Origin of the sequence: Mesorhizobium sp. Mes31, from assembly GCF_024519675.1 — a bacterium.
Taxonomy (GTDB): Bacteria; Pseudomonadota; Alphaproteobacteria; order Rhizobiales; family Rhizobiaceae; genus Mesorhizobium.
This window is the reverse complement of sequence record NZ_JALJRL010000001.1, coordinates 175,163-197,755: the sequence shown is the minus strand read 5'-3', so window position 1 is coordinate 197,755 and position 22,593 is coordinate 175,163. Positions and strand designations below refer to the sequence as shown.

22 protein-coding genes and 1 tRNA gene are annotated in these 22,593 nt (G+C 65.2%); 7 read left to right on the top strand and 16 right to left on the bottom strand.

From position 1 onward, the window contains the following. Nucleotides 1-135 precede the first annotated feature (135 nt). The 7 genes from NR193_RS00900 to NR193_RS00870 form a co-directional block, all read right to left on the bottom strand. Nucleotides 136-735, bottom strand: coding sequence for a VOC family protein (locus NR193_RS00900; RefSeq protein WP_256749015.1), 600 nt, complete (start codon nt 733-735; stop codon nt 136-138). A 77-nt stretch (nt 736-812) separates the two neighbouring features. Then, on the bottom strand, nt 813-1,649 hold the full coding sequence (locus NR193_RS00895; protein WP_256749014.1) for an ATP-binding cassette domain-containing protein: 837 nt from the start codon (nt 1,647-1,649) through the stop codon (nt 813-815). Then, complete coding sequence (locus NR193_RS00890; RefSeq protein WP_256749013.1) at nt 1,642-2,520, bottom strand: ABC transporter ATP-binding protein; 879 nt, start codon at nt 2,518-2,520, stop codon at nt 1,642-1,644. Before NR193_RS00890 ends, NR193_RS00895 begins: the two co-directional genes overlap by 8 nt. Beyond that, entirely contained in the window at nt 2,517-3,365 is an 849-nt protein-coding gene (locus tag NR193_RS00885) for an ABC transporter permease (protein ID WP_256749012.1), read from the bottom strand. The genes NR193_RS00890 and NR193_RS00885 overlap by 4 nt, the downstream gene beginning before the upstream one ends. Further along, nucleotides 3,358-4,365, bottom strand: coding sequence for an ABC transporter permease (locus tag NR193_RS00880; protein WP_256749011.1), 1,008 nt, complete (start codon nt 4,363-4,365; stop codon nt 3,358-3,360). The genes NR193_RS00885 and NR193_RS00880 overlap by 8 nt, the downstream gene beginning before the upstream one ends. A gap of 90 nt (nt 4,366-4,455) precedes the next feature. After that, a complete protein-coding gene (locus NR193_RS00875; RefSeq protein WP_256749010.1) occupies nt 4,456-5,985 on the bottom strand; it encodes an ABC transporter substrate-binding protein in 1,530 nt (509 codons plus the stop codon). A gap of 125 nt (nt 5,986-6,110) precedes the next feature. Next, a complete protein-coding gene (locus tag NR193_RS00870; RefSeq protein WP_256749009.1) occupies nt 6,111-7,685 on the bottom strand; it encodes an NAD(P)/FAD-dependent oxidoreductase in 1,575 nt (524 codons plus the stop codon). Nucleotides 7,686-7,804: 119 nt separating this feature from the next. Here NR193_RS00870 and NR193_RS00865 point away from each other — a divergent pair, with 119 nt between their 5' ends. From NR193_RS00865 to NR193_RS00845, 5 genes are all read left to right on the top strand, one after another. Continuing rightward, nucleotides 7,805-8,596: a cyclase family protein gene (locus tag NR193_RS00865; protein WP_091584595.1), complete on the top strand. Its 792-nt coding sequence runs from the start codon at nt 7,805-7,807 to the stop codon at nt 8,594-8,596. Between the two features lie 78 nt (nt 8,597-8,674). Continuing rightward, nucleotides 8,675-10,246: an NAD(P)/FAD-dependent oxidoreductase gene (locus tag NR193_RS00860; protein ID WP_256749008.1), complete on the top strand. Its 1,572-nt coding sequence runs from the start codon at nt 8,675-8,677 to the stop codon at nt 10,244-10,246. Continuing rightward, entirely contained in the window at nt 10,246-10,728 is a 483-nt protein-coding gene (locus tag NR193_RS00855) for a MarR family winged helix-turn-helix transcriptional regulator (RefSeq protein WP_256749007.1), read from the top strand. The genes NR193_RS00860 and NR193_RS00855 overlap by 1 nt, the downstream gene beginning before the upstream one ends. Nucleotides 10,729-10,774: 46 nt before the next feature. Further along, on the top strand, nt 10,775-12,928 hold the full coding sequence (locus NR193_RS00850) for an indolepyruvate ferredoxin oxidoreductase subunit alpha (RefSeq protein WP_256749006.1): 2,154 nt from the start codon (nt 10,775-10,777) through the stop codon (nt 12,926-12,928). Beyond that, nucleotides 12,921-14,501, top strand: coding sequence for an indolepyruvate oxidoreductase subunit beta family protein (locus tag NR193_RS00845; RefSeq protein WP_256749005.1), 1,581 nt, complete (start codon nt 12,921-12,923; stop codon nt 14,499-14,501). Before NR193_RS00850 ends, NR193_RS00845 begins: the two co-directional genes overlap by 8 nt. Nucleotides 14,502-14,526: 25 nt before the next feature. On the opposite strand, the gene NR193_RS00840 is transcribed toward NR193_RS00845, so the two are convergent. The 8 genes from NR193_RS00840 to NR193_RS00805 form a co-directional block, all read right to left on the bottom strand. After that, nucleotides 14,527-15,765: a DUF1501 domain-containing protein gene (locus tag NR193_RS00840; RefSeq protein ID WP_256749004.1), complete on the bottom strand. Its 1,239-nt coding sequence runs from the start codon at nt 15,763-15,765 to the stop codon at nt 14,527-14,529. 34 nt (nt 15,766-15,799) lie between these two features. Further along, nucleotides 15,800-17,317 (bottom strand): DUF1800 family protein, encoded by a 1,518-nt coding sequence (locus NR193_RS00835; protein ID WP_256749003.1) that lies wholly within the window; start codon nt 17,315-17,317, stop codon nt 15,800-15,802. Between the two features lie 118 nt (nt 17,318-17,435). Continuing rightward, nucleotides 17,436-17,720, bottom strand: coding sequence for a GCG_CRPN prefix-to-repeats domain-containing protein (locus tag NR193_RS00830; protein WP_256749002.1), 285 nt, complete (start codon nt 17,718-17,720; stop codon nt 17,436-17,438). A 108-nt stretch (nt 17,721-17,828) separates the two neighbouring features. Continuing rightward, nucleotides 17,829-18,284, bottom strand: a complete 456-nt coding sequence (locus NR193_RS00825; protein ID WP_256749001.1) for a periplasmic heavy metal sensor — start codon at nt 18,282-18,284, stop codon at nt 17,829-17,831. Continuing rightward, complete coding sequence (locus NR193_RS00820; RefSeq protein ID WP_256749000.1) at nt 18,281-18,733, bottom strand: hypothetical protein; 453 nt, start codon at nt 18,731-18,733, stop codon at nt 18,281-18,283. The genes NR193_RS00825 and NR193_RS00820 overlap by 4 nt, the downstream gene beginning before the upstream one ends. Before the next feature lie 119 nt (nt 18,734-18,852). Beyond that, a complete protein-coding gene (locus NR193_RS00815) occupies nt 18,853-19,395 on the bottom strand; it encodes an RNA polymerase sigma factor (RefSeq protein ID WP_256748999.1) in 543 nt (180 codons plus the stop codon). Between the two features lie 45 nt (nt 19,396-19,440). Continuing rightward, nucleotides 19,441-19,908 (bottom strand): EF-hand domain-containing protein, encoded by a 468-nt coding sequence (locus NR193_RS00810; RefSeq protein WP_256748998.1) that lies wholly within the window; start codon nt 19,906-19,908, stop codon nt 19,441-19,443. Nucleotides 19,909-20,111: 203 nt separating this feature from the next. Beyond that, a complete protein-coding gene (locus tag NR193_RS00805; RefSeq protein ID WP_091584531.1) occupies nt 20,112-20,300 on the bottom strand; it encodes a YodC family protein in 189 nt (62 codons plus the stop codon). 593 nt (nt 20,301-20,893) lie between these two features. Between NR193_RS00805 and NR193_RS00800 the strand changes: the two genes are divergently transcribed. Beyond that, complete coding sequence (locus tag NR193_RS00800; protein ID WP_256748997.1) at nt 20,894-21,586, top strand: L,D-transpeptidase; 693 nt, start codon at nt 20,894-20,896, stop codon at nt 21,584-21,586. Continuing rightward, nucleotides 21,579-22,211 (top strand): DsbA family protein, encoded by a 633-nt coding sequence (locus NR193_RS00795; RefSeq protein ID WP_256748996.1) that lies wholly within the window; start codon nt 21,579-21,581, stop codon nt 22,209-22,211. The genes NR193_RS00800 and NR193_RS00795 overlap by 8 nt, the downstream gene beginning before the upstream one ends. A 139-nt stretch (nt 22,212-22,350) precedes the next feature. On the opposite strand, the gene NR193_RS00790 is transcribed toward NR193_RS00795, so the two are convergent. Next, nucleotides 22,351-22,426: transfer RNA gene (locus NR193_RS00790), tRNA-Thr, on the bottom strand. Between the last annotated feature and the right edge of the window lie 167 nt (nt 22,427-22,593).

Sequence of the window (22,593 nt, the reverse complement as noted above, 5' to 3'; positions counted from 1 at the left end):
TCTCCTCTTCGCTTTGCTTATCTTAAGTATCGCGCCGGCGGCAAATTATTTCAAGCTTAAAGTTTCATATCGAAACGATTATCCGGACAATGGCGAAGGCGCGCTTGCGTTTCGCCATGCAAGTGCGCCGTCAGATCATTTTTCCGGGTTCTTTGGGCTCCACAACACGGTCTCGGCGCCTTTCTCGTAAGCCATGCCGGTCGGATAGCTGATCGCTTCCAGTTGCAGGCCCCAGGGTGCCTGGAAATAGAGAATGGTCTGGCCGGCGGCGGGCCCCTCCTTGACCGGTAGCGGTCCCAATCGGGTCTTCACGCCCTTGGCGTCGAGATACGCCTTTGCGGCGGCGACATCGTCGACATAGAAGGCGATGTGGAAGCCGCCGATGTCGCTGTTGCGGGCTTGCAAGTCCTTCTGGTCCGGTGCGGTGTATTTGAACAGTTCGATGTTCGAACCGTAGCCGCAGCGGACCATGGTGATCTCTTGGATCACCGCCTTGGGGTCCACGCCCAGCAGATCCTGCATGAACGTGCCCTTGTCGTCGGCGAACGGGCCGAACGACATCGCTTTCTTGCAGCCGACCACGTCGGTGAAGAAGTCGACCGCCTGCTTCATGTCGGGAACCGTGATGCCGGTGTGATCGTGCCCGTGCATGCCGGGGATCGAGCTGGCCGCGGCCATGCCGGCACTGCCAAGGATGGCCGCCGCGAGCGTTGCGTTTCGAAGTATCGTTTTCATGTCAGTCCTCTCCATTGGCGGGACTTCGGTCTTTGCAGTCGCACGTCCGAGGCCCGCTTTTCGGCGTGCGTATGCATTCATGTCGGGGCCCTGGCGGCAGGCGGGATGTCCAGCCAGCCGGCATCGATTTCCGGCAGCGGGATGGCTGAGATCAGGTCGCGCGTGTAGCTTTGCCGCGGGTTTTCGAACAACGCGTCGGTGGCGCTCGCCTCGACGATCATGCCTTCGCGCATGACGATCACTTGCCGGCACAGCCGCCGGATCACCGACAAATCGTGGCTGATGAAGGCGACGGTCAGGCCCATCTCCGCCGCCAGCTTCTCCAGAAGGGTGAGGATCTGCGCCTGCGTCGACACGTCGAGCCCGGAGACGATCTCGTCGGCCAGCACGAATTTCGGCGACAGCGCCAGCGCCCGCGCAATGCCGACGCGCTGGCGCTGGCCGCCCGACAGTTCGTGGCGGTAGCGGCTGGCGAAGCTCTGCGGCAGGCCGACGCGCTGCAACGCCTCTGCGACGCGGGCCTTGAGATTGTCGCCAAGGCCGTTCTGCCTGAGGGGCGCTGCGATGATGCTGGCAATGGTGCGACGCGGGTTGAGCGACGACATCGGATCCTGGAAGATCATCTGCAGGTTGCGGCGCAGGGGCCGCAGTTCCGCTTCCGGCAGATGGGTGATGTCGCGGCCGTCGAAGATGACGCTGCCGGCGCTAGGTTCCAGCAGGCGCACGAGGGCGCGGCCGAGCGTCGATTTTCCCGACCCAGACTCGCCGACGATGCCGGTCACCGACCCCTTCGGCAGATCGAAATCCAGGCCTTTCAGGATTTCGGCCAATGGCGCGCGGCCGATCAGCGGCTTGCGCGTCATGTCGGGCAGCGCGACCTTCAGCCCGCGCACGGAAAACAGCGGCTCAGCCATGCGGTCGCCTCCAGGCCTGGTCGGCGGAAGCGATCTCGGCGGCAAGCCCGGCCAGCACCGTCTCGTCCACCGGCTTCAGCGAAGCGAACGGGTCGGTGTAGCGCGGTGTGGCGGCCATCAGTGCTCGCGTGTAGGGGTGCTGCGGTGCGGCGAAGAGAGCAGCCGTGTCGGCCTCTTCCACCACCTTGCCGGCATAGAGCACCGATACTTTCTGGCTGATCTTGGCGACGACGCCGAGATCATGGGTGACAAACAGGATCGCGGTGCCATGCTCGCGCTGCAACTGCGCGATCAGCCGCAGGATCTGCTTCTGCACGGTGACGTCTAATGCCGTGGTCGGTTCGTCGGCGACGATCAGGCGTGGCTCGGCGGCGAAGGCGGCCGCGATCAGCACGCGCTGGCGCATGCCGCCTGAAAGCTCGTGCGGATAACTTTTCAGCACGCGGTCGGGGTCGCGGATCTGCACCTCGTCCAGCAATTGGCGGATGCGCTGATCGGCCTTCTCGCCACTCCAGCCGAGAATGCGCACCAGCCGGTCGGTCATCTGCGGGCCGATGCGGCGCGATGGATTGAGCGCGGTCAGCGGATCCTGCGGGATCAGAGCCGTGCGGGCGCCAATCAGCGTGCGGCGCGCCTTTGGCTGCAATTTGCCCAGGTCTTCGCTCTCGAGCAGCATGTCGCCTTCGACAATGCGCACGCTCGACGGCAAGACGCCGAGCACCGCCTTGCCGATCATCGTCTTTCCGGCGCCGCTCTCGCCGACCAGTGCACGGACCTCGCCGGGCTGAACCGCAAGCGATACCGAGCGCAGCACGCGCTGGCCGTTGGGCAGCACGGCGCTCAAATCCCTGATGTCGAGGCAGGCGCTCATCGCAGCACCGGGTCGAAACGCGCCTTCAGCCCTTCGCCGAACTGGCTGAACGACAGCACGGTGAGGATCAGCGTGATCAGCGGAAACACCAGCACCCACCAGGCCTGATGGATCGACAGCCGGCCCTCGGCGATGATGCCGCCCCAGGTCGGATCGTCGGTCGAGATCGACAGGTTGACGAAGGACAGGATGGCCTCGACGATGACGGCGATGCCCATTTCCAGCGACAGCAACGCGACGATCGACGGCACCACATTGGGCAGCACTTCGCGCAGCATGATGCCGATGCGGCCATAGCCGGCGATGCGGGCGTTCTCGACATAGTCCATGCGCGACTGGCCCATCGTTTCGGCGCGGATCACCCGGCAAAAGCGCGTCCAGTCGATGACGGCGATGGCGATGATGACGGAACTCAGCCCGGTGCCGAGCACGGCGACCAGGAGGATGGCGAACAACACCGGCGGAAATGCCATCCAGACATCGACGATGCGCGAGATGATGCGGTCGGCCCAGCCGCCGAAATAGCCGGCGATCAGCCCGAGCGTCGAGCCGACCAGGCACGCGGCGGTGGCTGCCGCGAAAGCGACGATGAAGGCGATGCGGGCGCCGAAGATCAGCCGGGACAGGAGATCGCGGCCGAGACTGTCGGTGCCGAGCCAGTAGCCGGGTTCGGCGCCGCTCATCCAGAACGGCGGCAGCCGCTCGAGCATCAGGTCCTGCGCCAGCGGGTCCTGCGGCGCGACCAGTGGCGCGAAGATCGCGGCCAGCAGTGCGAGCAGCAGCCAGCCGCCGGCCAACCACAGTTTCGCGCCCGAGCCGTGTCTTGAAATGCGGCCGTCATCCATGGCGCAACCTCGGATTGAGCAGCGCATACATCATGTCGACGATGAGGTTGATCAGCACGAACAACAGCGCGAAGACCAGCACGATGCCCTGGATCAGCGGCAGGTCGCGGTTGATGACGGCATCGATCGCCATGTTGCCGAGGCCTTCATAGGAGAACAGCCGCTCGACGATGACCGTGCCGCCGATGAGGAAGGTGAATTGTACCCCGACCAGGGTCAGCGTCGGCAGCGCTGCGTTCTTCAACGCCTCGCGCAGGATGACCTGCGTTTCCGAGAAACCTTTCACCCGCGCCAGCACGACATAATCGAGGTCGAGCACTTCCTTCAGCGACTGTTTCAACAGCTGCGCAATGATCGCCGCCAGCGGCAGCGCCAGCGCGACGGCCGGCATCAGCATGTGTTTCAAGAGATCCCAGGTCAGGTCAAAGCGCAGCCGCAGCAAGCTCTCGAACAGGTAGAACTGGGTGACGAAGGGCAGGTCGAGCTGCGGCGACACCCGGCCGGAAATATCGAAGACAGGGATCAGCACGCCGAACAGGAGGATCAGCACCAGGCCCCACAGGAAGTCGGGAATGGAAAGGGCGGTGCCACTGGCGATGTCGATGCCGGCCTCGACCGCCGTGCCGCGTTCGCGGGCACCGAGGATGGCCGTCGTGCCGCCGATCGCCACCGCCATGATGAGCGCGACGATGGCGAGTTCCAGCGTCGCCGGCAGCCGGTTGAAGACCAGCCCCAGCACGTCCTGCCGCAGCGAGATCGAGGTGCCGAAATCGCCCCTGACAACGCCGGACAGCCAGATGAAGAATTGCTGCAAGATGGTCTTGTCGAGACCATAAAGCGCGCGCAGCCGCGCGATGTCGGCATCGGTCGCGCCGGGCGGCAACATCATGGCGATCGGATCGCCGGGCGCGACGCGGATCACGACGAAGACGACGACGGCCACGCCGAACAGCGTGACCAGCATCGTCAGAAGGCGGATCAGGAATCTTTGCAGGAGCATGTAAATCTTTGCAGGAGCCCGCGGGCTCGTATGCCTGATGGAAAATGCGCGCCGTCGCTGTCGACGGCGCGCGGCAATCCCGGACCGATATCAGGCCGGGGTCATCAGGGCCGGCAGCAGCGCTCCGGACACATGCTGGACCACATTGACGCCCTTGGCGTGCACGATCGGCTGCGCATACTGCATCAGCGGCAGCACATAGGCTTGCTCGGCGATGTATTTGTCGACCGCCTTCCAGCCGGCAATGCGCTTGGCCTCGTCCTTCTCGCCCCAAAGCGGGTTGATCATGTCGATCAGGTCCTGGCTGTCCCACACCGAATGCGGGCTCGGGCCATACATGGCAAAGCCTGTCGAGGTGGTCGGGTCGCCGATGGCATTGCCCCAGTTGTAGAAGGCGGCCGGCGCCAGTTTGTCGGCGGCGCGCAGCTCGTAATGCTTGGCGATCTCGTAGACCTCGATCGTTGCCTCGATGCCGACCTTGCGCCACATGCCGACGATCGCCTGGATCATCTCGTAGTCCTTGGGCTTGAAGCCCTTGGTCGTCTGGATGGTGAACTTGACCGGCTTTTCCGGCGAATAGCCGGAGGCGGCCAGCAATTCCTTGGCCTTTTCCGGATTGTGCTCGACCTTGATCGACGCATCGTAGGCCGTGTATTCCGGCGTCTCCAGCGTGTCGATGGGCTGGCCGTAGCCGCGCAGCAGGCGGTCGACGAGCAGCTTCTTGTCGATCGACATCACCGCTGCCTGGCGGACGTTCTTGTCCAGCATCGCCTCGATGTCGTTGAAGAAGATCATGCCGATGTCGGAGACGTTCTTGCACGAGCCGGCAAGTCCGTCCTTGGCGATCAGCCGGTCATACTCCTCATAGGGGATCTCGAGCGTCACCTGCGAGGACCCGGATTCGATCTCGGCGACGCGGCTCGCCGCATCGGTGACGAACTTGATCGTCACGTTCTCGAAGGCAGGCTTGCCGCCCCAGTAGGTCGGGTTGGCCTTGAGCCGCAGGAAGGCGTTGCGCTCGAACTTCTCGACCATGTACGGGCCGGTCCCGATCGGCGCCTTCTCGAAGCCTTCGGCGCCGACCTTCTCGTAATATGCCTTGGGCATGATGTAGCCGGTCAGGAACGACATCCATTTGAAATACACCGGGTCGAACTGCACGACGTCGCCGGTGATCTTGTTGCCGTCGATCTTGAAGTTGTTGACGTTTTTCCAGACGAACTGGATAGGGTTGCCGGTCTTTTCGTCACCTGCCCGCCGCAGCGACCAGACCACGTCTTCGGCCGTGAACGGCGAGCCGTCATGCCAGGTCACGCCTTCGCGCACCGTCATCATGATCTTGGTGCGGTCGTCGTTCCAGCCCCACTCGGTCAGCAGGCCCGGTGCGAAGGACAGGTCCGGCTTCTGCGGGATGAACTGGTCGAACACCGACTGGTAGAGGCCCTGGATCGTCGGGTTGACCGCCGAAGGTCCGGTCGTCGGATCCCAGGACGGCAGGTTGACGTTGTAGGCGATGGTCAATTCGCCGGCAGCCGCCTTGGCGATCCGTGGCAGGCCGACGGCGGCCACGCCGAGTGCCGCGGCACTGTATCCGAGCAATTCGCGTCTGTTGATTGTCATGGTCGTTCCCCTTGTTGGTTGTATTTTCTTTGCGCGGCAGTTCATTGGTTCAGGCTCCTTGGGCAGCAGCGCCTTGCCCTCCTTCACCTCTAGAAATCTTCGGCACCTCTGGAAATCTTCGGCTTCTACCTCCCGCCAAGCTGTTGCGCGAGCATGTAGCCCGAGGCCGCACCGGTGCCGGCGCCCGGCCACGTCGCGGCACCCGTGAGATGCAGATGCGCCACCGGCGTGTTCCAGCCGGCGAAACCGCGCGCCGGGCGAAACAAGAAATTCTGCGCCAGATGGTGGCTGCCGCAGACCTGGTCGCCGCCGACGAGGTTCGGGTTCTCGCGTTCCAGGTCGATGGGCGAAAACACCGAGCGGCCCAGGATATTGTTTCGCAGGCCGGGCGCGTAGGTCTCGATGATGTCGAGAACGCGGTCGGCGTAGCGGTCCTTGACCTTGTCCCAGTGGTCCGGCGCGATCTTGCCGGCAGCGTCGCCGAGGATTTCGGCGGGCAGCATGCGCACCTGCACCCACAGCACGTGCTTGCCTTCAGGTGCGCGAGACGGATCGATCGCGGTCGGCTGACCGACGACCAGCACCGGCTCGTCAGGCAGCATGCCTGCCATCGCCTGCTGATAGGTCCGCGACATCGCGTCGAGCGACGGCGACAGATGCACATAGGCGAATTGCCGAAGCTCGGCGCCGGCGCGCCAGTCCGGCAGATCGTCGAGCGCCAGATGGATCATCATCGTCCCCGGCGCGTGCCGGAACTTTTGCATCGCCGTGTCGAAGCCGGCGTCGCCGGAACCGTTGGGTAGCAACTTGCCGGTCAGCGCCTTCGGCGCAACGCCGGCGATGACGGCCTTGGTGGCGGTATGCGTCTCGCCGGAAGCGAGCCGTACACCGGTGGCCTTGCCGGCGGAAACCGTGATCTCGGCCACTTCGGCCCCAGTGACGATCTTGCCGCCGGCGGCCGTGACCATGCCCGAGAGCGCGCGGATGATGGTGTCGGCGCCGCCCTTGCCCAGCACCATGCCAAAACTCTGGTTGGCCATCGATTCCAGATAGGGGAACACGGCGCCGCCGGCGATGTCGGGCGCGAAGTCGAGATGCATGCCCCAGGTGGCGAGCGTTGCCCTGACATGCGCGGACTCGAAGTTCTCCTCGAGCCAGGCACGTGGCGACGACAGCAGCAATCGCCCGGTGTCGAGCGCGCCGGCGATACCCTTCTTGCGCCACAGGTTCCACGCGGTGCCGGCCAGCGCGCGGGCGCTCATCGGCGAGCCCAGCAGCCGGAACAGATGCTCGGCCTCCGCCGGGAAGGCGGCGACCAGCCTGCGCCATGTCGCGGCATCTGCGGCCGAGAAGGCGGCCATGCGCGCAGCGGTCTTTTCCAGATCGTTGCTGACGCCAAACCAGCGGCCGTCCGGAAAGGCGCTCGCGAAACAGTCGGCGACCGGCGCGAACTCCAGCCCCTGCGCTTTCAATTCATTTGCATATTTCTGATGGAAGGCCGAGCCGGCGAACAGGCTCAGATTCATCGCACCGAAATCGTTGCGGAAGCCGGGAAGGGTGAATTCGCGGGTCTGGACGGCGCCGCCGATTGTTGCACTGCGCTCGAAAATCCCGGTTTTCCAGCCTTTGAGCGCCAAATGCGCGGCGCATGCCAGACTGTTGTGGCCCGCCCCGACAAAGATGGCGTCGAACTCGCTCACGCCCCGTTCCCATTTCCTTTATGCTTAAAGATAATTGCAGATGCATATGTTTTCGTCTAGTAGGATATTAAGGGCCGCGACGAGCCTTGATCATCATCACGAAAGAGGGAACAGAGACCATGGACACCCAAAAACTCCTCGGCGAAGTCGCCGGCCAGCTTCTTTCAGGCGCCATCAAGGTGGTCGACCTGTCGGCACCGCTCGGTCCCGACACCCCGTTGATCAAGCTGCCGCCGGAACTCGCCGTCGACACGCCGAAGGTCGAGATCCACACCATCTCCGCCTACGACAAGAACGGTCCCTGGTGGGCGTGGAACTGGCTCAAGCTCGGCGAGCATTCGGGCACGCATTTCGACGCGCCCAAGCACTGGATCACCGGCAAGGACTATCCGGACGGCGCCACCGATACCATTCCGGCGCAGAACTTCGTCGGCCCGGTCAATGTAATCGACTGTTCGAAGGAAGCCGCCGCCGATCACGATTTCCTGCTCACCGTCGACCACATCAAGGCCTGGGAAGCCAAGCATGGCGCCATCAATGCCGGCGAGTGGGTGGTGATGCGCACCGACTGGTACAAGCGCAATGGCTCGGAAGCCGAGTTCCTCAATGCCAATGAGACCGGTCCGCACACGCCCGGCCCGACGGCCGAGGCCATCCAGTACCTGATCAGCAAGAACATCAAGGGCTGGGGCAGCGAGACCATCGGCACCGACGCCGGCAAGGCCGGCGGCATGGAGCCGCCATTCCCGGCGCACAGCCTGATGCACAAGGCCAACCGCTACGGGCTTGCCAGCCTGTGCAACCTCGACCAGCTGCCGCCGAAGGGTGCGATCCTGATCGCGGCGCCGCTCAAGATCGAGCATGGCACCGGCAGCCCGATCCGCGCGCTGGCGCTCGTCTCGAAGGCATGATCGCACCAAGGCGAGGGCCGGTTTCGCAAGAGATCGTGCCCAAGCTGGATGACACACGCTGAACGAAGGCAGATCAAGGTGATTAAGCCGGATCACATCATCGTCGGCAGCGGCATCAACGCGCTGGTCTGCGCGGCGATGCTCGGCGGCAAGGGCGCCAAGGTGCTCGTCCTCGAGCGCAACGACCGCATCGGCGGCTGCATGCGCACCGAGGAGATCACCGCGCCCGGTTTCATCCATGATGTGATGGCGACCACCTTCGTGCTTTTCATCACCTCGCCTGCCTTTGCGGCACTTGGCGCCGACCTTGCACGGCATGGGCTGGAGTTCTGCAACACCGTCACGCCGACCGGCGTGCTGCGGCCTGACGGCAGCCATGCCGTGCTCGGCACCGACCGTGCCGCCAACGTTGCCGCCCTGAACGCGATCGCGGCGGGAGACGGCGACCGGCACGCGGCTGATGTCGGCGGCATCGAACGCAATGCCGGCCTGCTGTTCGGCCTGCTCGGCGGCAGCCTTTGGTCCTACCCGACGACGAAGCTGCTGGCGGGCGAAGCCTGGCGGCGAAGCCCGCGCAATCTTGCCGCCTTTCTCGGCGAAGCCCTGGTGCCGGCGCGCGGCTGGCTGGAAAGCACCTACCAGTCGGAGACCATCCGCGCGCTATGGGCGCCCTGGGTGCTGCATGCCGGCCTTGGGCCGGAAGACGCTTTTTCCGGCCAGATCGCCAAGGTCATCGCCTTCGCGCTCGAAGCCGCCGGCGCGCCGATCGTCAAGGGCGGAGCGAAGAACCTGCTGTCGGCCTTCGAGGCGCTCATCACCGAGCGCGGCGGCGTCATATCCACCGAAGCGGACGTTGCCTCCATCATCGTGACCGGAGGGCGCGCCACCGGCGTTCGGCTGGCCTCGGGCGAAACGGTCCATGCGAAGAAGAGCATCATCTGCTCGGTGACGCCGACGCAGCTCTACGGCCGGCTGCTCGGCAGCGAGGCTCCCGGGGACGACGTCGAGGCGACGCGGAAATACCGCTACGGCAAGGGCAACTTCCAGATCCACTACGCCCTCGACAGGCCTCCGGCATGGCGCGGCGAAGGACTGGACAAGGTGGCGTTGCTGCACCTGACGCCCGGGCTCGATGGCGTGTCGAAGGCCTGCAACGAGGCGGCACGCGGCATGCTGCCCGAGGTGCCGACCATCTGTGTCGGCCAGCCGCATGCGCTTGATCCGTCACGCTGCCCGCAGGGCAAGGCGATCCTGTGGCTGCAACTGCCCGAGGCGCCCCGGCACATCAAGGGCGACGCCGCCGGCAAGCTGCAGGCACCGCCTGACGGGCAATGGACCGAAGCGTTGCGCGAGGCCTATGCCGATCGCGTCGAGGCGATCCTTGCCAGCCATATTGACGGCTTCAAGGACAGCATCATTGCGCGCCGCGCCTATTCCCCGGCCGATCTGGAAGCGATGAACATCAATCTGGTCGGCGGCGACCCCTATGGCGGCTCGTCGACCCTCGACCAGTCGTTCCTGTGGCGGCCGTTCAAGGCCAGCCGCAACCATCAGACCGGCATCAAGGGCCTCTACCATATCGGCGCTTCGACTCATCCGGGCGCGGGCCTGGGCGGCGGCTCTGGCTTTCTCTTGGCGGGGAGGCTGTGATGGAGCAGAAGGTTCCGGAAAACCGCCAGCGCATTTCGACCTTGGGGCAGATCGGCCTGCAGCAATTCGCGCCCTATCTGATGAACCGCATCATGGGGCGCTACAACGCCACCTTGCGCGACGATTTCCGCAAGCAGGGCCTGACCATTCCCCAAGTGCGCACGCTTGCCGTGCTGTCGGTCACCGACGGCGTCACCGTCAACGACCTCTCGGTCTATACGGTCATCGAGCAGTCGACCTTGAGCCGGACGCTCGACACGCTGGAGGCGCAAGGGTTCGTGCGGCGCGAGCAGGGGGTCACCGACAGCCGTATCCGCCATGTGTTCCTGACCGACGATGGCCGCGCCGAGTTCGCGCGCGCCTGGCCGGCCATGCATGACGCGTTCGAGGCGATGTTCGACGATGTCGACGATGCCGAATACGCGGCGCTGATCGCGACGCTGCAGAAGATGCTGAAGAACATTCGCAAGCACGACATCTAGATGTACGCATCGCCGGCCCGCCCGGCGGTAACGGAAGGAGGCCGACATGGCCGAACGGTCTTTTGCCAAGGAAGTCGAGAAGCTCCGGCTCGGCGCCGGCGAGGAGTTTGCCGGCGAGGGCATTCTCGCCATCACCAAGGCGCTGCTGCAATGCGGCGTCGGCTATGTCGGCGGCTATCAGGGTGCGCCGATCAGCCACCTGATGGATGTGCTGGCCGACGCACAGGACATTCTGGGCGAGCTCGGCGTGCATTTCGAGGCCAGTGCCTCGGAAGCTACCGCCACTGCCATGCTGGCGGCCTCGGTGCATTATCCGATACGCGGCGCCGCGACCTTCAAGTCGACCGTCGGCACCAATGTCGCCTCCGATGCGCTGGCTAATCTCGCGTCCGGCGGCGTCACCGGCGGCGCGCTGATCATTGTCGGCGAGGACTATGGCGAAGGCTCCTCGATCATGCAGGAGCGCTCCCATGCCTTTGCCATGAAGAGCCAGGTCTGGCTGCTCGATCCGCGGCCCAATTTGCCGTCGATCGTCAAGGCGGTGGAGGACGGCTTCGAGCTGTCCGAGATTTCCAACACGCCGGTCATGCTGCAGGTGCGCATCCGCTGCTGCCACGTGCATGGCCATTTCACCGCCAAGGACAACAAGCGGCCGCCGATGACGGTGGCCGATGCGTTGGAAGCACCGCGCCGCGACACCGGCCGCATCGTGCTGCCGCCCGCCTCCTTCCTGCACGAGAAGGAAAAGGTGCAGAAGCGCTGGCCGGCGGCGGTCGATTTCATCCGCAAGAACAGGATCAACGAATTCTTCGGCTCGGACCACGGCTCGGTCGGCATCGTCATGCAGGGCGGCATGTATAATTCGGTCATCCGCGCGCTTCAGCGTCTCGGCCTCGCCGACACCTATGGCGACACCGACGTGCCGCTCTACGTGCTCAACGCCGTCTATCCCCTGATCGACGACGAGTTCCTGTCCTTCTGCGAGGGCAAGCAGTCGGTGCTCGTCGTCGAGGAAGGCCAGCCCAACTACATCGAACAGGCCTTTGCCTCGATGCTGCACAAGGCCGGGCGCGGCACCAGGCTGGTCGGCAAGGAGCATCTGCCGATGGCCGGCGAATACACCGGCCAGGTCATGCTCGACGGCATCGGCGCCTTCCTGCGCGCCGAAGCGCCGCACCTGCTGCCGGGCGAGGTGCGCGCGCCCAACAAGGTTGGCGACGGCGTCGACACCGCGGACCTGATCAACGTGGTTCCTGGCCGTCCGCCGGGCTTCTGCATCGGCTGTCCGGAGCGGCCGATCTTTGCCGCCACCAAGCTGGTCGAGCAGGAGCTCGGCAAGCACCATATCGCTTCCGATATCGGCTGCCATCTGTTCTCGATCATGCCGCCTTTCGAGCTCGGCGCCACCACCATGGGCTACGGTCTGGGGCCGGCCTCCGCCTCGGCGTTCAATTCGCCGGACGCCAAGCGCCGCTCGATCTCCTTCGTCGGCGATGGCGGCTTCTGGCACAACGGCCTGACCTCCTCGATCGGCAATGCGGTGTTCAACAAGAACGACGGCGTCATCGTCATCGTCGACAATTTCTACTCGGCAGCGACCGGCGGACAGGACATTCTGTCGTCCCGCGCCGGCAACAAGACCAAGTCGACGAAGCATCCGATCACCGAGGCGGTGAAAGGCATGGGCGTCAAATGGCTGCGCCATGTCGACCGCACCTATGACGTGACCAGGATGCAGGACACTTTGCGCGAGGCGCTGACGACGGACGAGAAGGGGCCGAAGGTCATCGTCGCCTCGTCCGAATGCATGCTCAACCGGCAACGCCGCGAAAAGCCGCTGGTCGACAAGGCGATCAAGGGCGGCGAGCGGGTGGTGAAACCGAAGTTCGGCGTCGACGAGGACATCTGCACCGGCGACCACGCCTGCATGCGGCTGTCCGGCTGCCCCTCGCTGTCGGTGAAGTCGCTCGACGATCCGCTGCGCGACGATCCGGTGGCGCATATCGACCAGAGCTGCGTCGGCTGCGGCAATTGCGGCGAGGTCGCCGATGCGGCGGTGCTTTGCCCGTCCTTCTATCGCGCCGACGTCGTGCACAATCCGAACCGCTGGGACCGCTTCCTCGAAGCGGCGCGCCGCGCCACCATCAGCCTGTTGCAGCGGCGCCGCGAGAGCCGGCGCCTGACCTTCGCCGATGCTTGACGCTGTCCCGCCATTTCGCGCCCGGGCCGGCGCTCAGGATGACGAGCGCGTCATCAAGCTTGCCGTGCTGGCGGTCGGCGGTCAGGGCGGCGGCGTGCTGGCCGACTGGATCACCGACGTTGCCGAGCGCAACGGATATGTCGCGCAATCGACCTCGGTCGCCGGCGTCGCCCAGCGCACCGGTGCCACCATCTACTATGTCGAGATGGCCCGCGACACCGGCCGGCTGCCGGTCTTCGCGCTGTCGCCCTCGCAAGGCGACGTCGACATTCTGATCGCGGCGGAATTGATGGAGGCTGGCCGCGCCATCATCCGCGGCTTCGTCACGCCCGAGCGCACCACGCTGATCGCTTCGTCGCACCGCATCGCCGCCGTGTCGGAAAAGATCGAGCCCGGTGACGGCCGGGCTTCGTCTTCCAAGGTGCATGCGACGGCCGAGGCCGCATCGAAGCGCTTCATCGCTTTCGACATGGAAAAAATCGCCGCCGACAACGGCTCGATGATCTCGGCCAGCCTGCTTGGCGCGCTGGCCGGGTCCGACGCGCTGCCGTTCTCTCGCGAAAGCTACGAGCAGGCGATCGGTGCCGGGGGCCGTGGTGTGAAGGCCAGCCTTGCCGCCTTCGGTGCCGCCTATGATCGCGCGCGTGGCACGGCCGCGCCGGCGCAAAAAACCGTAGAGCCGAAGGTTGCCCAGCCTGTCCCGGGGGCCGGGCGAGTGAGCGGCCCGCAAAACCTGCTGAAAGGCTGGCAGGCGCTGGAAACTCGTGTCGATGCGGCGCCGGAACCTCTTCGCGACATGGCGCTTCGCGGCTTGAAAAAAGTCGTCGACTACCAGGACATCGCCTATGGTGGCGAGTATCTCGACCGCCTGGATCGCGCCGTCGCGCTGGACAGCGCCGATCATGCCTATTCGCTATCGATCGCGGCCGCGAAGCATCTGGCCAACGCCCTGTGCTACGACGACATGATCCGCGTTGCCGACCTGAAGACGCGTTCGACGCGCGACAGGCGGGTGCGCCGCGAGGTCGGCGTCAAGGACGGCTCGATCCTGCAGGTGACCGAATATTTCCATCCGCGCATCGAGGAGTTCTGCGGCACTTTGCCGGCGAGCCTGGGCAGCTACATCGAGAACCGGCCGCAGCTCGCCGCCTTTCTCGATCGCCGCATCAACCACGGCCGCCGTATCCGCACCGACAGCTTTGCCGGATTTGCAGCACTCTGGTTCATCGGCGGCCTGCGCCGCTGGCGCCGCCGCCTGCTGCGCCACAAGGTCGAGACCGCTCATCTCGACCGCTGGTATGCGCTGGCGCTCAGTTATGTGCCGGAAGACTACGCGCTGGCCGTCGAGATCCTCAACTGCCGCCGGCTGATCAAGGGCTACAGCGACACCCATGTCCGCGCCCAGTCGAAATTCGACCGGGTGCTGTCGGCGCTCGATCTGCTCAAGGGCCGCACGGACGCCGCCGACTGGATCCGGCGCCTGCGCGAGATGGCCTTGAAGGACGAGAAGGGCGACATGCTCGACGGTGCGCTGAAGACCGTGGCGACGCTCAACGACAACACAGCCCGCTAACGAACGTCTTGCCGCTCTTCCGCCGTCACGCGATCAGCCCCCGCATCGGCTTCACCGCCGCGGACTCCGGAAACACCTTGTCGCCGAGTACGGCGGCCCAAAGGCCGAACTGGTCGGCGAGCAGCCCTTTCAGCACCGCCCTGACATCGCTGGTCGGGGCGAGATCACGTTGCTCGTAGAGTTGAGCCGGCTTCAAGCCCGGCCAGTCGGCGATGACACGGCCGCCCTTGATCGCGCCACCGGCCAGCAGCACCACGGTGCCGGTGCCATGATCGGTGCCGACGGTGCCGTTGATCCGGGCCGTGCGTCCAAACTCGGTGATGACGACGATCGCCGTGTCCTTCCAGCGGTCGCCGAGGCCCTTTTGGAATTCGTCGAAGGCGCCGTCGAGGCCGCCGAGCAAGGTGGCGAGCCGGCCGGTCGCGCCGCCCTCGTTGACATGCGTGTCCCAGCCGTCGAAGGCCAGTGCGGCAACGCGCGGCCCGTCTTCGGCCGCGATCAGCTTGGCCGCGCCTTGGGCTGCCTGCCGCATGCCGGCTGCGCTGTCGAGACCGCCCTTGGGCTTCATCGCCGTGGCGCCCATCTGGTCGTCGAGCGCCATGCGGTCGGCGTCGAGCCCTTTTTGCAGGGCCACCGCCAGAATTGGGTCGCGATGCCGGTAGAGATCGAGAACGCGCGCCGCCAGCCCGTCGCTCGGCGCCGGCAGCGATTGCGGCGCCCAGCCGAGCACCGGTGCTGCGCCGCGGATCACCAGCGGTGTCGACGGTCCGACGGCCAGCCCGCCAAGCGTTGCCACGCGATCGCCCGCCGGCAAGCTCTCCAGCGCCCGGTTGAGCCAGCCGGTCGCGACATGGCCGGGGCCGGCAAAGCCGCTTTCCAGAACATCCTGGCCATCGAAATGCGAGCGTTCGCGGTAACCGGTCGCGGCCGCATGCACCACCGCCGCCTGGCCGTTTCTGAACAGCCGCGCAAACACCGGCATCGCCGGATTGAGCGCGAAGAAGCCGTCGAGCGGCAGCGCCGCGTGCGGGCCTGCCAGCGACAAGGCGATGTCGCCATGCAGGGCGGCATAATCGGGATCGCCGACCGGGCCGACCGCCGAGAGCCCGTCCAGCGCACCGCGCAGGACGATGACGATCAGGCGCGGGTCGCGATTGTCGGCGGCGCGGGCAAAGCGGGGCATGTAGGCCCAGGCAAACAGTGCACCGCCGGTCATCAACACGGCGCGACGGGAAGGGTGAGGGACTTCGCACAGCAGGTTCATGCCATCATCTCCGCCGGAACGATCCGCGTTGGAACTATCGTCGTTGGAATTCCGGGGCCATCAGCAACAGCGCCAGCCCTTGCTGCTTGGATTCGGCCCGCGCGACCGCTTGCCGCGTCTCCGGCGAGGCGGCGGGACCGATCAGCGCATCGAGCATGTCGTTGGGATTGCCGATATCCTTGACCTGCCGGGCAGCCTGCCAGGCGATGTCGAGGCGGATCTTCATCCCTTCGGCCGACGCCCAGCTGTCCGCCTGGTCGGAAAAGCCGTTCGGTCCCGGCGGCTGCCACAGCGGCTCGCCCAGCGCATTGAGCCAACTGAGCGACTGGCCTGGATCGCTCGCTGGACTGAGGCCGGCCGCCCTTCTGATGGCGGCGACATAGTCGAAGGGCGAGCGCATCTTGGCCAGCGGCGTCGACCACGCCTCCGGCATGTCGACGAGGGCAAGCGCCAGCGCTCTCAGATTGCCATCCGTCTTGGTGAAGACCCTGGCGAGGCGTGCGACCGCTGCCGGCGGCGGATCGTCGGATATGAAATGGCGGGCCAGTTTGGCGGCGATGTGCTGCGCCGTCGCCGGGTGGCGTGCGATATCGTTGAGCGCGGCCTCGGCCTGCCCCATGCCGCCGGCCGGGTAGGTCTTGCCCAGCAGCACCGCGGCGCCCGGCTCATGCGCATTGGCGTTGAACACGGAACTGCCGGGCTCGCCCAGCCGGCCTTCGCGTCCGGCCACCGTCCAGCCGGTCAGGATGCGCGCGAAGCTGGTGACGTCGGCTTGGGTGTAGCCGCTGCCGACGCCGAGCGTGTGCAGTTCCAGGATCTCGCGGGCGAGGTTCTCGTTGAGGCCGCGCTGGCGGTTCTTGCCGGCGCGGGACTCCGGACCGATCGACTGCTGGTTGTCGAGATAGAACAGCATCGCCGGATGACGTTCCACCGCGAGCAGCATGTCGGCGAAGCGGCCGAGCACGAAAGGGCGAATGGCTTCCCGTTCGAAGGCGCCGGCGCTCGCCCGCACGATGTTGTCCTTGGCCACCGAGACGCAGAAATGGTTCGACCAGAAACAGACGAGGCGTTCGACGAAGCCGGCCTTGGCCCGAACAGCCTTGTCGAAACGCGCCTGGGCTTCCGCCCGGAACAATTTCGCCTCGACCGCCGGCACGGCGGGTTTGCCGGGCAGCGCGGGCGTTGGCATGGGTTGGGCCGGCATGGGTTGGACGGGCGTGACTTGGACAGGTGGAACTGGGGCAGGCGAGACTGGGGCGTTGGTTGTCGCTGACTGCGACGCCGTCGCGGTCATGTGCTCACGGTCGAGCTTGCGCTGGTAATTTGCCGCCATGCTAGCCTGGATGGCGGGCGTGCTGCCCAGCAAGCCGGCATAGGCCGGATCGTCAAGCGAGATCATGGCGATGTCGGGTTGCCGCAGTTCCGCCTTGAGATAGCCGCGCGGATCGCCGGCCATGCTGTCGCGGTCGCCGAGCCGTGCTCCAAGCCCGAATCGGTTGAAGGCGACGAGGACCGGATCAGGGGGCGGGGAATTGGAGGCCGGGATAGCCAAGTCAGCTCACCATCGCTTGAGCCTCCCGCGCCTGGCGCATGAAGCCCGTTCGAGCCGTTTCCTGGCTGTTCAACCAGGGTCGTGGGGGGCCGGCGCGATGGCCGGCCCCCACGCGTTCCTACCAGCGATGCCAGCGGTGCCAGTGACGGTGCGGATGCCAGACATAGAAGGCCGGCCCATGCCGATAGTGGTGACGAGGGTAGACCACCACACGGTTGGGGACGCAGCGTCCCCACGGATTGGGATGCCAGCCAGGCCCGCAGCCCCAGGCGACATGCTCGACCAGCGCCGGGGCGGCAGGGGCGAGCGGCGCCATCGGCATCGCCGAGGATGCCGCAACCGTCGCAACGGTTCCGGTCACCGCAAGAGCGGCGGCGATCGCGTATTTTGTCAGACGATTCATGTCATACTCCGAGTGTTTCCGAGGTTGAAAACCTGTTCGAACCACACGGGTCCGGCAGGTCTGCCCTTCTCCCGGTTAAACGGCGTCGTCGGCATTTTCCGTCGGTCGTCACGGCGCTTTTTTTGGCGTGGCGGACGGTTGCGGGCCGCCGCGCCGCAGCAGTCCCTCCGCCAGCACACGACGGCCCTCGGCGGAGCCAGCCGCCGCGAACTCGACGATGCGCTGTTCCAGCCGCGTGCGGACGGTGACGTCGGCATTGCGGGCCCGCTCCAGCGCCGCCGACAGGGCGGTCGTGTCCAGAACCGGCTGTTGCAGCAGGTCCGCTGCTTCCCGCCTGGCCTGCTGTCCGTCGAGAATGACCTGGCGCGATTCTCGGCGCACTTCGCGCAGGGCCTTGCGGAATGTCGTGCGATCCTGCTCGGGAAGCCGACCACCGGCCGCCTCCAGGGAATAGCCCTGGCCCGACTTGCCGCTTCGTATCCAGACGGCACCGCCGGCAAGCGCCCCAGCCAGGAAGACGTTGAGCACCACCGACGCGATGATGAGGTCGCGGCTCATGCTCATAGGTCTTCCTCGATCGTATCGCTGTCGGGTCCGGCATCGCCGAACGCCGTCGCATTGGCATCAAGGACGTAATGATCGGGCTGGACTTCGGGCGTGACGATGGTCACCAGCGCCAGCCCGGCGACGGCGCCGGCCAGACCAATGCCGGCAAGCGCCAGCCCCATCCGCCAGAACAGCTGTCGCCGGCGCTGAACGATGTGCCGGCCGGCGGCCCGCAGGATGCTGCCGTGCAAGGCCTTGCCGGGCGCTTCGACGGCATAGCCGTCAAGCTGCGCGTCGAGTTTTCCGGCGTGCCTCAAGATGGCATCGCCCATCTCGCTTGGGGCAAAGATCGCGCCTGCCATCCGTTCGGCCTCCGGCCATCGCCGCAAGTCACCGCCATAGGCCGCGGCCAGGGCCGCAAAGCGCTTGGCATCCATTGCCCGTTCGTCCTCGGTGTCTTCAGCCATCTGTTTTCCCCTTGCCCGTTGGTGCCGCGTCCCCATGCGGTGCTGGAACGGCAGCAGCCGACCACCGGGCAGCGGCCGCAAGGCGGGATGAACGCTGCACGGTCATGGTCGCCCGGTTCTCAGCCATCGGCGCCATCCCTGGCCAGGATTACCTGCAGCGACCGCCGGCCGCGCGAAAGCAGGCTCTCCAGGGCATCGACGCTGATTTGCAAGGTCGCCGCCGCGTCGATGTTGGACATCTCCTGATAGTAGACCAGGATGATCGCCTCGCGCTGGCGCGGCGCTATGCCTTGCAGTGCACGTTCGACCCGCTGCGCGTCTTCGCGCGGATGAGCATCGGGAAGCGGTGCGGGATCGGCCACGTCCGGTACATCGTCGGTTACCCATTCGCGCCTGCGGCGCAGCCGGTCGTAGCAGAGGTTCAGCGTCACCCGGTGGACCCAGGTGTCGAAACGCGCATTGCCACGCCGCCAGCTCGAGGCATGGCGCCAGATCCGCACGAAGGCTTCCTGCGCGACGTCCTCGGCCTCCGCCGCATCGCCGAGCATGCGCACGGCCAGCGCCAGGATGCGCGGCAGCTTGCGCGCGACCAGGCTTTGCACGGCTGCCGGGTCGCCGGCGCCGACACGGCGAACCAGCTCCTCGTCCGGATCGGCGCTCATCAGTTGGCGCACTCCTGATGGTCATCGCGCGTCATTACCCCTTGGTCATTGCTCCTGTTTGGGAGCGGTTTTATGGCCTGGCATTTCGTCGGCCGTCAGAACGCCGTCGGCATTCTTGTCCAGTCTGGCAAAGCGCTTGGCGAAGAACGCATCGAGTTCGGCGCGGTCGATGAAGCCGTCATGGTTGGAATCGATACGGGCGAAGGATTTGCCGGGGTCGCCCTTGGCGGTGCGTTTGGCCTGGAAGGCTGTCCATTCCGGCAGGCTGATCTTGCCGTCGCCGTCGGTGTCGGCCGCCAGGATCGCCTTTTCGCGCCGCTTCTGGAATTTGGCCAGCGTGATCTCGGACCTTGCCGGGGCAGCCGGTGCGGCAGCCGGCGGCGTCGGGGCGGCAGCCGGCTGTGTGGGAGCGGTGGTCGGCGGCGTCGGGGCGGGGAACTGTGTCGTTGTCTGGGCGAGAGCCGCAACGCTCTGCAGGCTCAAGGCAGCGGCAAGTATCGAACGGCGGATCATGCTTTGCGTCTCCGGTTGGCGCGGTACCGACGGCTTGTGCCGCGGTCACGCTTCGACCGTTAAACGCCGCGACGAGAGAAATCCGTCGGTCGCGCCTGCTGAGTTTTATGCGGCTGGGCGCGCCGCTTCGGCGCGGGTTCCGCCCGCGCGTCAAACCCGGCGCCTCGCCGACGCCCTCAGCCGAAGCCGCGTCGGCCTATGGCCTAGTTTGATTGGTCGGCCACCACCAGCTGCTCGGGCTTGAACGCGGCGTGTTGCGGGGTCCACACCTCGCCCTCGCGATTGAACCAGTGGCACAGATACATGCCCGAGGCGGCGCCATCGCTCACCGTCATCCTGGGGCCTCCGGACTTCAACTTGACGATGTCTCCGGTCCTGAAACTGTTGGACATTTTCGACCTCCCATTCTGAGTCTCCAAGTTTCACACCAAACCGGGGTCTCGACAATGGCGGATGACCTTCGCCGGCGTCGCAAAAAGCAGAGATCACAATTGCGTCAGCGCGGCAATCTGACGGATTCATCATGTATGGTCTCTTGGATGTGTGTTCGGACTACAGTGCTGGCAGTTATCTTTCTGGTCGTTTCCACAGCCGCTGGAATCTGGCCGGCTTGGGCCTTGGCAGCCTCATTCGAGGCGCCAGCGGGAGGCGTTGTGGTGACCGTCGGTAGCGCTTCCGGCACGATCGAGCGGTCTTCGTTTCGGCCGTGTTTCAACACCGTCAAGACAGCTTCCGTCCCCTGTTTTCCGCAACTCGGCTTACCCGGCGCGCTACAGGCAAAACTTCCGACAGCGATAGCGTGGTCGCGACCGTACTTTAGTCCGGTCCCGATGAAGGCCACTCCAGCCAAAGAGCATCTCAGGCCGCCGAGAGTCTTCTCCGCGATCTGATTTCCAGAGGCGCCGCGGCCATTGTTGGCGGCGCGCCAGTTTCTCTTTCAATGACATATTGCGAGCGCCTTCGAGGCCGTTCGAAAGGTTGAACTATGAAAACCCAACTTATGATGGGGCGCAGGCAGTTTCTGTTTGGCGCCACCGGGATGGCCGTTGCCGTGGCAGGCTGTACGACCACACCCCGCGCGGCGTTTGTTGCCGTCCCACGGCCGGCGCTCCCCGATGCCGCGCTGATGTACGCCGCGATCCCCGATGAACAGTTTCCCGTACCGGCCGCGCGGATCGATTTGATTGACCCCAAATATTACCGGCAGGTTGTGAAGGATCCAACGGGCGAGAAGCCGGGGACGATCGTCGTCGATACGCCCAGGCGCTTTCTTTACCTCGTCCAAGAAGACGGCCACGCCATCCGATACGGAGTCGGTATCGGACGGGATGGCTTCGCCTGGGGTGGGCGGGCAAGAATCCAGTACAAGCGCAAATGGCCCAAGTGGACGCCGCCTTCCGAGATGATCGACCGCCAGCCTGAGCTTGAGAAATACCGCCACGGCATGTCGCCTGGCCGGGACAATCCCCTCGGTGCGAGGGCGCTCTACATCTTCGAAGATGGCAAGGATACGCTTTACCGCTTGCACGGAAACATGGATGCCCGCTCGATTGGACGGGCTGTCTCCAGCGGCTGCGTTCGCCTCCTCTTCCAGGACGTCATCGACCTCTATGAGCGCGTGCCCGACGGAACGCCAATCCTGGTGCTGCAAACTGATGCAGGAGTACAAAATGCATAAGCAAAGGATCCTCCTACTGCTTGTGTTGCTATGCGCCACTCCATTCGCAACGGCGCAGCAGGTACCCACGTCCGGTGGGGCGGCGATGACTCCCGAGCAGATCATGAACGACCCAGACATACCTTTTGTCGGGTCGAATACGGCGGACGTAACGATTGCCGAATTCATGGACTACAACTGTCCATATTGTAAGAAAAGTCACTCGGCACTGAAGAAGCTGTTGGCAAGCGATCCGCGCATTCGCGTCCTTTACAAGGAATGGCCCATCTTCGGACCCGTATCGGAATATGCCGCTCGGCTGGCAATCGCGGCAAAGTGGCAGGGCAGGTATGCCATTGCGCATGACGCGCTGATGTCCGCGCCTCGACGGTTCACGGCGAATGAAGAGGTCAGGGCGGTCCTGCGGACAGCTGGCATTGATCTGAAAAAACTTGATGCGGATGCGGCCAAGCACGAGGCCGAGATTACCCTGCTTCTTGCCCGAAATAACCTGCAGGCCGAAACCATTGGTCTCCAGGGAACGCCAGCATGGATTGTCGGGCCTTTTCTCATTCCCGGAGGTCTCGACTTCGCACAACTCCAGGAGGCGGTAGCCGAGGCCCGTGCGAAGGACGCAAGAAAATGAGCTGGACAAGGCTACAGTCCCGACCTTAGGGGCTATGCGAATAGCGACGCTGCCGGGAGCGGATTGCTCCGCCGGCGTCGCGGTCCGCTGGAGCAGACAGCGAGCGGCATCCGACAGGACAACGGAATGGAAAGGAAAATGGTGCCGCTTGCGTGACTCGAACACGCGACCCCCGCATTACGAATGCGGTGCTCTACCAACTGAGCTAAAGCGGCCCCGGGAAGCCAAGGCCTCCAAGATGGGCTGGGTGATAGACTCAACCGGCCGCGAATTCAAGATGCGACTTGGCATTTCATGCGGCGTGTCGTGCCGCCGCCGAAAGCCGGCCACGCACCCTTCGCCAATTGGTCGTGACGTGGCGGCTCGGCAGGATTGATGTCTC